The organism is Ruegeria sp. YTSC106 (genome assembly GCF_059609765.1).
Genome location: NZ_JBXWMI010000009.1, coordinates 94,491 through 106,026, shown reverse-complemented (window position 1 = coordinate 106,026; position 11,536 = coordinate 94,491). Strand labels below are relative to the sequence as shown.

Here is an 11,536-nt window from a genome sequence, read left to right as displayed (position 1 = left end):
GATGAAGACGTTTTACGACACTGAACTGCCCAACCCGCTGATGCTGGGCACGGCGCAATATCCAAGCCCGGCCATTCTGGAAAACGCCTTCCGCGAAAGCGGCGCAGGCGTTGCGACGGTTTCCCTTCGGCGCGAAGCGGGTGCGGGCCAGACCTTTTGGAACATGATCCGCGACTTGGGTGTACGCATCCTGCCCAACACCGCCGGTTGCCATACGGTGAAAGAGGCCGTGACGACCGCCCATATGGCCCGCGAAGTGTTTGAGACCCGATGGATCAAGCTGGAACTCATCGGACACACGGACAGCCTGCAACCAGACGTCTTCCAACTGGTCGAAGCCGCGCGCATTCTGACCGAGGACGGGTTTCAGGTTTTTCCATACACCACCGATGACCTGATCGTGGGGGAACGCCTGCTTGAAGCGGGGTGCGAGGTGCTGATGCCCTGGGGTGCGCCTATCGGGTCCGGGCGTGGTTTGAACAACGAATATGCCCTACGCGCGATGCGGGCCGAGTTTTCTGACATACCCCTGGTCGTGGATGCCGGTATCGGCTTGCCCAGCCACGCGGCCCACGCGATGGAACTGGGCTATGACGCGGTTCTGCTCAACACCGCTGTGGCCCGCGCCGGAGATCCTGTTCTGATGGCCAGAGCGATGGCGCAGGCAACCCTTGCCGGGCAGTTGGCCCATCAGGCAGACCCGATCGAGGCGCGCGATATGGCTGAACCTTCCACTCCGGTTGTTGGAAAGGCATTCCTGTCATGACGCTGGACCGTTTCTATCCAATCTTTGATCACTCGGACTGGCTGCGGCGGATGCTGCCGCTGGGCGTGAAACTGGTGCAGCTGCGCGTCAAGGATCAGCCAGACGATGTGGTGCGCGACCAGATTGCAGTCTCCCGCGATCTGTGCCGCGACCATGGGGCGGTTCTGGTTATCAATGACTATTGGCAGCACGCGATCGATCTGGGTTGCGATTGGATTCATCTGGGACAGGAAGATCTGAACGATGCAGACCTGAAAGCCATTCGAAAAGCGGGTCTGAAACTGGGTGTTTCCACCCATGACGATGATGAGCTTGAGCGTGTACTGGCCATGGATCCCGACTACGTGGCCCTGGGTCCAGTCTACCCCACCATTCTGAAAAAGATGAAATGGCATCAGCAGGGCCTGCCCCGCGTAACGGAATGGAAGGCGCGGGTCGGTGGTATTCCTTTGGTTGGTATTGGTGGGATGAGTGTTGAGCGCGCGGCAGGTGTGCTGGAGGCCGGGGCGGACATTGTCTCGGCGGTCACGGACATCACACTGAATGCCGACCCCGAAGCCCGGCTGCGCGCGTGGATTGAGGTCACACGATGAGCCGATATGCCCGCCAGACGCTTCTGCCCGAAGTTGGGGCGCAAGGGCAGGCACGACTGTCAGCGGCCCGTGTTCTGGTCGTCGGTGCGGGCGGTCTTGCTGCACCGGTTCTGCCGCTTTTGGCGGGGGCCGGGGTCGGACAAGTAACGATACTGGATGGTGACACCGTCGATCTGTCGAACCTGCACCGTCAAACGTTTTTCTCCGAGGCCGATTGCGGGCAATCCAAGGCGGAAACCGCCGCCGCCCGTTGTCGCGCGCTGAATGGTGAAACTGATGTCACAGGTTTGAATCAGGTTCTGACTGGCGAGAACGCGCCTGAAATGGTCTCGCGAGCTGATATCATTCTGGATTGCGCTGACAGCTACGCGGCCAGCTACATCCTGTCGGATACTTGTCTGGCGCAAGGCAAGCCTTTGATCAGTGCCTCGGTTCTGGGGCTTTCGGGTTATGTGGGTGGGTTCTGCGGTGGGGGCCCGTCCCTGCGCGCTGTCTTTCCAGATGCGCCGGACAGTGGCGCCAGCTGCGCCACTGCGGGGGTTCTGGGCCCCGTGGTTGGCGTGATCGGGGCGATTCAAGCGCAGATGGCGCTTAACGTGATCCTTGGGCTTGATCCCGCGCCCCTTGGGCAGTTGGTTCAATATGACGCAAGAACCCTGCGCAGCACTGGGTTTCGCTTTGATGATGCACCCGAGCCCGACAGCTGCTTTCGCTTTCTGTCCACAAGCCAGCTGAAGGACACGGATCAAATAATCGAGCTACGCAGTTCGCAGGAAGCGCCCGTACCCACCCATTCGAACGCGACGCGCATATCACCGGATAACTTACACGAAATAGACCCTAACAAGGGAAAACGGCTGGTGATTTGCTGTGCCACCGGTCTGCGTGCATGGCGCGCCGCCGAACAGATTCAACCAGATTGGCCGGGCGAGATTGTCCTCGTCGCGGCTTCAACCTCGTGAAGAAAAAGGAAACGCGAGACATGAAAAAGCTGATGACAGCCATCGCCCTTCTGGCCGCCGCGCCAGCATGGGCCGAAGACCAGATGACCGTCCTGCTGGACTGGTTCATCAACCCTGACCATGGTCCCATCATCGTGGCGCAGGAAAACGGCTATTTTGCCGAACAGGGGCTTGAGGTCGAGATCGTTCCGCCCGCCGACCCGTCCGCCCCGCCACGCTTGGTGGCTGCCGGTCAGGCTGATCTGGCAGTGTCTTACCAACCGCAATTGCACCTGCAGATTCACGAGGGTTTGCCCTTGAAGCGCGTTGGAACACTGGTCGCAACACCACTGAACTGTCTTCTGGTGCTGGAAGACGGGCCAATCAAGTCGCCGGCCGACCTCAAGGGTAAAAAAATCGGGTTCTCGGTTGCAGGGGTGGAAGAAGCCATCCTTGGTACCGTTCTGGGCAAATATGGTGTTGCTCTGGACGATGTTGAACTGATCAACGTCAACTTTTCCCTCTCGCCGTCGCTGATGACCGGTCAGGTGGATGCGGTCATTGGCGCATATCGCAACTTCGAGCTGAACCAGATGGATATCGAAGGTCGTCCCGGCACCTGCTTCTACATCGAGGAAGAGGGCGTTCCGTCTTATGACGAACTGATCTATGTCGCCAACCCGGATACGATGGACAAGGACAAGATTGCCAGGTTCCTCGCCGCGACAGAAAAAGCGACTCAATATATCGTCAACAATCCGGAGAAAAGCTGGGAGATCTTTGCGGCCACCTCGCCCGAACTTCAGGACGAGCTGAATGCCCGCGCCTGGGTTGATACACTGCCGCGCTTTGCACTGCGTCCGGCAGGTTTTGAGGCCGGTCGTTATGCTCGGTTCGAAACCTTCCTGAACGAAAGCGGGATGATCGACAGCGTCCTTCCGGTCAGTGACATCACCATCGACGTGACCGCGCAATGAGCAACTATGGCAAAGCCTTTGCGCTGATGCGTGATGCTGCGGCGGGGCCGTGGCGGGATTATACCGGCCACGCCTTCGTGGAGGGCATGAAAGATGGAACGCTGCCGCGCGAGGCGTTTCTGCACTACCTGCGGCAGGATTATGTGTTCCTTATCCACTTCAGCCGCGCGTGGGCCCTGGCGGTGGTGAAATCGGAAACGCATGAAGAAATGCTTGCCGCATCGCGAACCGTGAACGGTTTGATCAGCGAAGAGATGAAACTGCATATCGGTATCTGCGCGGCAGAAGGCATCTCGCAGGCTGAGCTGTTTGCCACACCGGAGCGTCACGAGAATCTGGCCTATACCCGTTTTGTCCTGGAAGCAGGCTACAGCGGAGACCTTCTGGATCTGCTGGCGGCGCTTGTTCCTTGCGTCATGGGATATGGTGAGATCGGTACGCGTCTGTCCGCTGAAGAAACTTCGGGGACATATCGCGGCTGGATCGACACTTATGCTGGCGAAGACTACCAAGACGCATGTGCGGCGGTCGGCGAGTTGCTGGATCAGGCTCTAACAAGACGCATTGGGGCAGATTTTCAGGATTCGCCACGCTGGGATCGACTGTGCCAGACCTTCCGCAAGGCGACAGAGCTTGAGGTTGACTTCTGGCAGATGGGTTTGACTCCATGACCCCTGCGCCCGATCTGACCATCAGCGGTACCGCCACGATCGACGGCGCGACCCTGTTTGCGCCGCTGTCCCTGACCCTTGGGGCCGCGGCGTGGACGTGCCTGCTGGGCGGTTCGGGCGTGGGAAAAACCACAATTCTGCGGTTGATTGCCGGGCTCGAGACCGGGGCGGTTTTTGCTGGTCGAATCACGGCCAGTGATGGCTTTCCGGTATCTGGGCGTGTCTCATACATGGCTCAGGACGATCTTCTGTTACCCTGGGCAACCGTTGCGCAGAATGTCTCTCTGGGCGCGCGTTTGCGTGGTGAAACCGTTGATCTTGATCGACGCGACCGCCTTATCGAACGTATGCGGCTGCAGGATCACATGAACAAGAAGCCCAACGCGTTGTCCGGTGGGCAACGCCAGCGTGTCGCTTTGGCCCGGACCTTGATGGAAGATCGCCCCGTTGTTTTGCTGGACGAGCCCTTTTCGGCGCTTGATGCCCGCACCCGCGCTGACATGCAGGAACTGGCCGCCGAAGCTTTGAACGGCCGCACCGTCCTTCTTGTGACACATGATCCGGCGGAAGCTGCGCGTTTGGGGCAATCCATCGTAGTGATGACGGAACACGGATTGACGCCCTGCGACCCGCCGCACGCCCCGGTCCCGCGCAGCGTGGACGACTTGGAGACATTGGAAACCCAAGGTGCCTTGCTGCGTCTTCTCCGTGAGGGCGCGGCATGAAGCATTTTTCTGCATTGGCCGCAACTTTGTTTGCTTTGTTGATCTGGCAGGGCATCGTGACCCTGACCGGATTGCCAAAATTCATCCTGCCTGGGCCTGCCGTGGTGGCCGAGACCTGGTGGCAGAACCGCTGGGTGATAGCGGAACATACCTGGATCACGGCGATCGAAGTGGTTATCGGTATGGCGTGCGGGACGCTGCTGGGTGTCGTCACCGCGTTGCAGTTGGCAAACTCTCGGGCGGCGCGGGTGCTGGTACAGCCGATGCTCGTGTTTACGCAGGCTCTGCCGGTTTTCGCATTGGCTCCGTTGCTGACACTGTGGCTGGGCTACGGGCTCTGGTCCAAGGTCGCCATGGCAGTGCTGATCATCTATTTCCCGATCACCTCGTCTTTCTTCGACGGGCTTATGCGCACCCCTTCGGGGTATCTGGATCTGGCCCGAACGATGCAGGCCAGCAAGCGCGCCGTATTGTGGCATATCCGTATTCCGGCTGCTCTGCCGTCGCTGGCGTCGGGGATGCGGCTGGCGGCGGTGTATGCACCGATTGGGGCAGTGATCGGTGAATGGGTCGGCTCGTCGCAGGGGCTGGGCTATCTGATGCTGCTGGCCAATGGGCGGGCCAAGACCGATCTCATGTTTGCCGCGATGTTGACGCTGGGTGTGTTCTCGATCCTTCTGCACATGATTGTCCGCCGGGCCACGGCACGCATGGCAGGTGAGATGCGTTAACCAATCAGAAACCTATTCTGGGTCAGGGTGAGGTTATGACACAGGACGCCTTTGCCGAAGCCCCGATGCTGTTTGATACGGACGAAGCGCCGGCGCAGCCGCTGCCCTCTGGTCGTTTACCCTCCTACATTAAAGACCACCGCAGGCGACTGCGTGAACGGTTCATCGCGGGTGGGTCGGCCGCAATGCCGGATTATGAGCTGCTGGAGCTGGTCTTGTTCCGGTCCATTCCCCGGCAGGATGTGAAGCCACTGGCACGGGCGTTGATGGATACCTTTGGTGATTTCAATCGTGTCCTGACCGCGCCCGAGGAACGGCTGCGTCAGATCAAGGGCGTTGGGGATACTATAATCACAGACCTGAAGATCCTTGAGGCCTGTGCCCACCGGATGGCCCGCGCCCGAGTGATGCAGCGGCATGTGATCTCGGGCTGGGACGCGCTGCTGGATTACTGTCACACCACGATGGCGCATCGTGAGATCGAACAGTTCCGCGTGTTCTATCTGGATCGCAAGAACGTAATGATCGCGGATGAGGAACAGGCCAAGGGCACTGTGGATCATGTGCCGGTGTACCCGCGCGAGGTCGCGAAAAGGGCGCTCGAGCTGAATGCCTCGGCCCTGATTCTGGTGCACAACCACCCGTCGGGTGATCCGACGCCCTCGCAATCGGATATCGACATGACCAACCGTATTCAGGATGCCTGTTCGGCGTTGGGCCTGACCCTGCACGACCACCTAATCATAGGAAAATCGACCGAGTTGAGCTTTCGTGCGGAAGGGCATCTGTAACGTCTACTGCACCCAGATCTCGACCCGGCGGTTGACCTTGCGCCCCCATTCGGTGTCGTCACAGGCCATCGGCATTGCTTCGCCAAATCCTTCGGTGGATACCTCGATACTGTCTGATATTGATGTCTCAGCTGCGGCCAGAACCGCGTTTCGCACGGTTTGCGCACGCCGCAGGGCAATGCGGGCGTTGGCGGCGGCCCCACCATCCCCGTCGCTGAAGCCAGCAAACACCAGCTTGCGTGCGTTCAGTGTTCCGGCATCAAGCATATGCGCCAACTGCTGAATGTTGGAGCGTGACTGTGCGTCCGGGCGGGACGACCCCGGCTCGAACCGGACCGATAGGGACAGGCGCGACAGGGGACGCAGTGTTTTGATCATGCGCTGAAGCTCGTCCAGCCCAACCTCTGGCCCTCCGGTGGCGATGGCGTTGGCCAGCCGGCCGCCTTGTACGCCAATCGGCAAGATTTCGGGCGATTGATCCACGTAACCTGCGTCACGAATGGCCATCTGGGCACCGGGGCTTAGGCTATAGGCCAGAAACTGTCGCGCGATCCGCGGCAGGCGGCGTTCGGGCAGATATAGGAACATCGGCAGATTCAGCGGATAATCCTCAGTCTTGATCGATTGACGGGTTGCTGCCAGCGGATGCCCACAACCTCCGGTCAGCGGCAGGGCTCGGACGTTGTCGGCTGTCGCCTTGCTGGCGATTCCGATGGAAAACGGATCTTTGGCCACAGCCCTGATCAGATCGCGTGCGCGCGCATGGCGGATCGCACTTTCAGACATTTCCACACCGGCCGTTTTCAGGACCTGATCCTCGACGGCCTGCGCCAGCCCTGATCCCGGATCCGGCACATGCAAGGCGATCGGTGCATCCGGCCCGCCCAGGTCCACCCAGTTCTTCACTTCACCTGACAGAATGCGCGCCAAATCGGCCAGCGAAATCTGACGCATCACACTATCGGGTGCCACCACCGGAACCATGGCGTCCAATGCAACAACCCTGGATCGTCGGGCCCGTTTCAGATCACCCAGCCCTGCGGATTCTGCTGCATCCCGTTCCACCTCGCGTACTTCGCGCAGGGCCATCACGATATCTGTCTGATCCTCGATCAGCTTGGCAAACCCGCGATCCGTGGTCCCGACGTCAAAGTAGAACCGCGCCAGCGGGGCCTGACGGCCTGCCTGAAAAAGCTCATAGACGAAGGTGTCCGAATCCACGCGGGCAGGCGTTGCGGTCAGGTCTTCCTGCCGCGCAAACCCGATGATCAGCGCGGGCAAGACCGTTTCGGCCATTACCGATGATCCGGAAAACCGCAACTCGGCTACGAAATCCGTCAGGCTGGGGCACGCAGGTCCGTCGCATGTGACGCCCGAACCATCAACGGTCAACTCACCGAACTGCGTGTCAACGCGGTAGAATTCGCCGTCAAAGCCCAGCAGGTTGCCTGTTACTTCGACCTTGCCGTCATGAGACGTCAGCGTGATGTCCTGCGCCACGGCACAGGTCGCACTTGCAACGAAAAACAGCGCGGTCACCGCCGCACGAAAGAAAGTCATAAGAGAGCCGAGCCTGCCTGCGGATTACTTTGCCGCAATTGTCAGGTCTGAGAGCAGATTATTCAACACCAGAAACTCACCGGCTTGTGAACAATCAGGCAGGGTCAGGGACATGTCGCGCGACCGCAGGCGGCGATCCGAAAGAAGTTCCAGCGCCTGCACATTCAACGTGTGCCCGCAATTGGCTTCGGTCACTTCAGCTTCGACTGTCAGGTCGATGGTGCCGGACCGATCCGTTGTGCCTGCCGGAAAGGAATACACTTGGACATTCTTGGTATCACCCAGACCCGCCTGGCCCAGGCGCAGAACTTCTCCTGCGCCTTTTGCCGATGCATCATCCCATACATGGCCGCTGCTGCCATAGCTTGCCCCAAATTCCAGCGCGTGAATCTGCAACTCAGTATCACCCTGCCATTGTAGGGCGACGCGGTCATATTCGGCAATATCGGTAACGTGAGTGGTGGCGACAGTGCCCGCTTCATTTTCAAATGAAATCAGAAAAATCGCATATTCCGAAAGTGCCGGGATCGTCATGTCCAGAGCACCGGATTCGTTGGTTTTCTGGCTGACCGTCAGGCCGCTATGGTGGACTTCAACCCGCTCGTTCTTGTGGCACGGCGCTTTGAGGGACAGGCGCGCCATCGCGCCGGGAACTGCAACAGCGCGTGCACTTATACTGCAATCAGAAGGCCTGGAAGGCGCCGGAACTGCACGGGATACAGGCGTGGCGTTGCCCGGAATCGCGTCAGAGACAGTAGCCGAAGTCTGTACGATACCATCCAGCCCCGACAGAACCGAAGACTGCTCGGATGCCGACGCGACGTCGACCCCTTGCTGCGCACCGGCAGGCTGCGCAGGTGATCCGTTTTGCATCAGGTAGCCAATGCCCAATGCACAAGCGACCGTTCCGCACATGGTTACGTAGTTTCGAACTACAAACAAGACACCCTCCCCAGTTGAAGGAGCAAATCGCACTTTCGCCACGAATCGCGGCCAATTTGTGGCCGCGAGACGAACACATTGTGGATTTGACGGGTGACGTTAGGTCAGGCGGCCATGGCAGTGTTTGAACTTCTTGCCTGACCCGCAGGGACATGGGTCATTGCGGGATGGGTTGCCCCAGCTAGAGGGATCGTTTTCGTCGAAGCCCGGCAGCGCGTCACCGGAAGCCGCAGCTTCGGCTTTTGCTTCGGCCTGATTCGTGGCTTTGTCCACAGCCTGCTGCGCCTGAGCCTGCTGCCCGGCCATCTGTGCCAGCATTTCTTTCTGTTCTTCCTCGGTCAGCGGGCGCACGCGCGACAATTGCTGTGTCACGGTTTCGCGTAGGGAATCCAGCATACTTTCGAACAGTTGGAAGCTTTCGTTCTTGTATTCGTTCAGCGGATCGCGCTGGGCGTACCCGCGGAAGCCGACGACCGAACGCAGGTGTTCCAGTGTCAGCAGGTGTTCGCGCCACTTGCTGTCAATGGTCTGCAGCAGAACCTGCTTCTCGATGTTGCGCATGTTTTCAGGGCCAAAGGCGACGGCCTTCTGGGCCATCATCTCATCGGCGGCCTTGATCAGACGCTCGCGCACTTGCTCGTCATCCACGCCTTCCTCGGCCGCCCAGTCCTGTACCGGGGCGTCGATGGACAGCTTGTCCTTGATCGCCTCGTGCAGACCCTCCGTATCCCACTGATCGGCATAGGATTTCGGCGGCATGTATTCGTCAATCAGGTCGTCGATCACCTGTTCTCGCATATCCGAGACGATCTCGGACAGGTCGTTCGCCGACATGATTTCGCGGCGCTGGCTGAAGATCACCTTCCGCTGGTCGTTCATCACGTCGTCAAACTTGAGAACGTTCTTGCGCATATCAAAGTTGCGGCCTTCGACCTTGGATTGTGCGCGTTCCAGCGACTTGTTCACCCAAGGGTGGACGATCGCCTCGCCTTCTTTCATGCCTAGCGTGGTCAGGACCTTGTCCAGCCGTTCCGAGCCAAAGATGCGCATCAGGTCATCCTCGAGGCTCAGGTAGAATACCGTGCGACCCGGGTCGCCCTGACGGCCCGAACGACCCCGAAGCTGGTTGTCGATGCGGCGGCTTTCGTGGCGTTCAGACGCAATGACGTAAAGGCCACCAGCAGCCAGCACCTTTTCTTTTTCCTCGGCGTGGCGTGCTTCTTCTGTGGCCCGCAGCTCGGACGGGTCAGCGTCAGGATTTTCGGCAAGCGCTTTCAGCACCTTCATCTCGACATTGCCGCCAAGCTGAATGTCGGTGCCGCGACCGGCCATGTTGGTGGCGATGGTTACCGCACCCAGACGACCGGCATCAGCGACGATCTCAGCCTCTTGTTCATGCTGACGGGCGTTCAGAACGTTGTGCTCGATTCCTTCCTTCGCCAGCATCTGGCTCAGCAGTTCGGATTTTTCGATCGACGTGGTCCCCAGCAGAACAGGCTGGCCCTTTTCCTGTGCCTTTTTTGTCTGGGCGATCATCGCATTGTATTTTTCGGCGGCTGTACGATAGACCTGATCATCTTCGTCGATACGGGCAATCGGCAGGTTGGTCGGAACTTCGACCACGCCCAGACCGTAAATCTCGGCAAATTCTTCGGCTTCGGTCAGCGCGGTGCCGGTCATGCCGCTCAGTTTGTCGTACAGGCGGAAATAGTTCTGGAATGTCACGCTGGCCAATGTGACATTTTCCGGCTGGATCTGAACCTTTTCCTTGGCTTCGATCGCCTGATGCAGACCTTCGGACAGGCGACGGCCCGGCATCATGCGGCCGGTGAATTCATCGATCAGAACAACATTGCCGTCGCGCACAATGTAATCCTTGTCGCGCTGGAACAGCTTGTGTGCTCGCAGCGCCTGATTGACGTGATGCACGACGGTGGTGCTTTCCGGGTCATACAGGGAATGGCCTTCGGGAATCAGGCCTGCCTGAAGCAGTTGGCCCTCGAGAAACTCGTTGCCTTCATCGGTGAAGGTCACATTGCGCGATTTTTCGTCCAGGGTGTAGTGATCTTCGCTCAGCGTCGGGATCAAGGCATCAATGGCGGTGTACAGGTCCGAACGGTCCTGCGCAGGACCCGAGATGATCAGCGGCGTCCGCGCTTCATCGATCAGGATCGAGTCGACCTCGTCCACAATCGCAAAGTTGTGATGCTTCTGGTAAACCTGCTCCAGATCCGCCTTCATGTTGTCGCGCAGATAGTCGAAGCCCAGCTCATTGTTGGTGGCATATGTGATGTCACAGGAATACGCGGCCAGTTTTTCCGCGTCGGACTGGCCCGACCAGATCACGCCGGTGGTCATGCCCACGGCAGCAAAAACCTTGCCCATCCATTCCGCGTCACGCTTGGCCAGGTATTCGTTCACCGTGACGACGTGCACGCCCTTGCCGGTCAGCGCATTCAGATAAGCCGGGAAGGTGGCGACCAGTGTCTTGCCCTCGCCCGTCTTCATTTCCGAGATGTTGCCCTGATGCAGGAAAATGCCGCCCATCAGCTGCACATCAAAGGCCCTCAGTCCAAGCGCGCGTTTGGCGCCCTCGCGCACGTTGGCAAAAGCCTCGGGCAGCAGGTCGTCCAGGCTTTCACCATCCAGTGCGCGCTTACGCAGTTCTTCAGTCTTGTCGATCAGGTCCTGATCCGACAGCTTTTCAAACTCTGGTTCCAGTGCGTTGATCTTTTCGACCAGCGGGCGGGTCGCCTTGATCTTGCGGTCGTTCGGTGTTCCGAACACCTTTTTGGCGAGCGTTCCGAGTCCCAGCATGTTCACTCCAGCGGATCTGTTC

At 59.2% G+C, this 11,536-nt stretch carries 11 protein-coding genes; 8 read left to right on the top strand and 3 right to left on the bottom strand.

Features of this window, described 5'->3' with window-relative positions:
- Window position 1: 1 nt before the first annotated feature.
- The 8 genes from AC2FEB_RS13855 to radC are packed head-to-tail and all read left to right on the top strand — an operon-like array spanning window position 2 to window position 6,195.
- Window positions 2–766: a thiazole synthase gene (locus tag AC2FEB_RS13855; RefSeq protein WP_496673556.1), complete on the top strand. Its 765-nt coding sequence runs from the start codon at window positions 2–4 to the stop codon at window positions 764–766.
- The gene (locus AC2FEB_RS13850) at window positions 763–1,359 is read left to right on the top strand and encodes a thiamine phosphate synthase (protein WP_496673553.1); all 597 of its coding nucleotides are present in this window, start codon (window positions 763–765) and stop codon (window positions 1,357–1,359) included. Before AC2FEB_RS13855 ends, AC2FEB_RS13850 begins: the two co-directional genes overlap by 4 nt.
- A complete protein-coding gene (locus tag AC2FEB_RS13845) occupies window positions 1,356–2,321 on the top strand; it encodes a HesA/MoeB/ThiF family protein (RefSeq protein ID WP_496673551.1) in 966 nt (321 codons plus the stop codon). The genes AC2FEB_RS13850 and AC2FEB_RS13845 overlap by 4 nt, the downstream gene beginning before the upstream one ends.
- 20 nt (window positions 2,322–2,341) lie before the next feature.
- Window positions 2,342–3,277 carry an ABC transporter substrate-binding protein gene (locus AC2FEB_RS13840; protein WP_496884132.1) on the top strand — a complete coding sequence of 312 codons (936 nt, stop codon included), beginning with the start codon at window positions 2,342–2,344 and terminating at the stop codon, window positions 3,275–3,277.
- Window positions 3,274–3,948: a thiaminase II gene (gene tenA, locus AC2FEB_RS13835; protein WP_496673545.1), complete on the top strand. Its 675-nt coding sequence runs from the start codon at window positions 3,274–3,276 to the stop codon at window positions 3,946–3,948. Before AC2FEB_RS13840 ends, tenA begins: the two co-directional genes overlap by 4 nt.
- Complete coding sequence (locus AC2FEB_RS13830; protein WP_496884131.1) at window positions 3,945–4,673, top strand: ABC transporter ATP-binding protein; 729 nt, start codon at window positions 3,945–3,947, stop codon at window positions 4,671–4,673. Before tenA ends, AC2FEB_RS13830 begins: the two co-directional genes overlap by 4 nt.
- Complete coding sequence (locus AC2FEB_RS13825) at window positions 4,670–5,404, top strand: ABC transporter permease (RefSeq protein WP_496673539.1); 735 nt, start codon at window positions 4,670–4,672, stop codon at window positions 5,402–5,404. The genes AC2FEB_RS13830 and AC2FEB_RS13825 overlap by 4 nt, the downstream gene beginning before the upstream one ends.
- Window positions 5,405–5,439: 35 nt before the next feature.
- On the top strand, window positions 5,440–6,195 hold the full coding sequence (gene radC / locus AC2FEB_RS13820) for a RadC family protein (RefSeq protein WP_496673536.1): 756 nt from the start codon (window positions 5,440–5,442) through the stop codon (window positions 6,193–6,195).
- A 3-nt stretch (window positions 6,196–6,198) separates the two neighbouring features.
- On the opposite strand, the gene AC2FEB_RS13815 is transcribed toward radC, so the two are convergent.
- The 3 genes from AC2FEB_RS13815 to secA all read right to left on the bottom strand — a co-directional run bounded on the left by AC2FEB_RS13815 (window position 6,199) and on the right by secA (window position 11,514).
- Window positions 6,199–7,755, bottom strand: coding sequence for a phosphate ABC transporter substrate-binding/OmpA family protein (locus AC2FEB_RS13815; RefSeq protein WP_496673533.1), 1,557 nt, complete (start codon window positions 7,753–7,755; stop codon window positions 6,199–6,201).
- Between the two features lie 24 nt (window positions 7,756–7,779).
- The gene (locus AC2FEB_RS13810; RefSeq protein WP_117871368.1) at window positions 7,780–8,697 is read right to left on the bottom strand and encodes a hypothetical protein; all 918 of its coding nucleotides are present in this window, start codon (window positions 8,695–8,697) and stop codon (window positions 7,780–7,782) included.
- A 99-nt stretch (window positions 8,698–8,796) separates the two neighbouring features.
- A complete protein-coding gene (gene secA / locus AC2FEB_RS13805) occupies window positions 8,797–11,514 on the bottom strand; it encodes a preprotein translocase subunit SecA (protein ID WP_496673530.1) in 2,718 nt (905 codons plus the stop codon).
- Between the last annotated feature and the right edge of the window lie 22 nt (window positions 11,515–11,536).

What these genes read in the sequence shown, in the direction of transcription:
- tenA (WP_496673545.1), top strand. Translation starts at nt 3,274, where the DNA reads ATGAGCAACTATGGCAAAGCCTTTGCGCTGATGCGTGATGCTGCGGCG.
- AC2FEB_RS13825 (WP_496673539.1), top strand. Translation starts at nt 4,670, where the DNA reads ATGAAGCATTTTTCTGCATTGGCCGCAACTTTGTTTGCTTTGTTGATC.
- AC2FEB_RS13815 (WP_496673533.1), bottom strand. Translation starts at nt 7,755, where the DNA reads ATGACTTTCTTTCGTGCGGCGGTGACCGCGCTGTTTTTCGTTGCAAGT.
- AC2FEB_RS13840 (WP_496884132.1), top strand. Translation starts at nt 2,342, where the DNA reads ATGAAAAAGCTGATGACAGCCATCGCCCTTCTGGCCGCCGCGCCAGCA.
- AC2FEB_RS13830 (WP_496884131.1), top strand. Translation starts at nt 3,945, where the DNA reads ATGACCCCTGCGCCCGATCTGACCATCAGCGGTACCGCCACGATCGAC.
- AC2FEB_RS13850 (WP_496673553.1), top strand. Translation starts at nt 763, where the DNA reads ATGACGCTGGACCGTTTCTATCCAATCTTTGATCACTCGGACTGGCTG.
- AC2FEB_RS13845 (WP_496673551.1), top strand. Translation starts at nt 1,356, where the DNA reads ATGAGCCGATATGCCCGCCAGACGCTTCTGCCCGAAGTTGGGGCGCAA.
- AC2FEB_RS13855 (WP_496673556.1), top strand. Translation starts at nt 2, where the DNA reads ATGAAGACGTTTTACGACACTGAACTGCCCAACCCGCTGATGCTGGGC.
- secA (WP_496673530.1), bottom strand. Translation starts at nt 11,514, where the DNA reads ATGCTGGGACTCGGAACGCTCGCCAAAAAGGTGTTCGGAACACCGAAC.
- radC (WP_496673536.1), top strand. Translation starts at nt 5,440, where the DNA reads ATGACACAGGACGCCTTTGCCGAAGCCCCGATGCTGTTTGATACGGAC.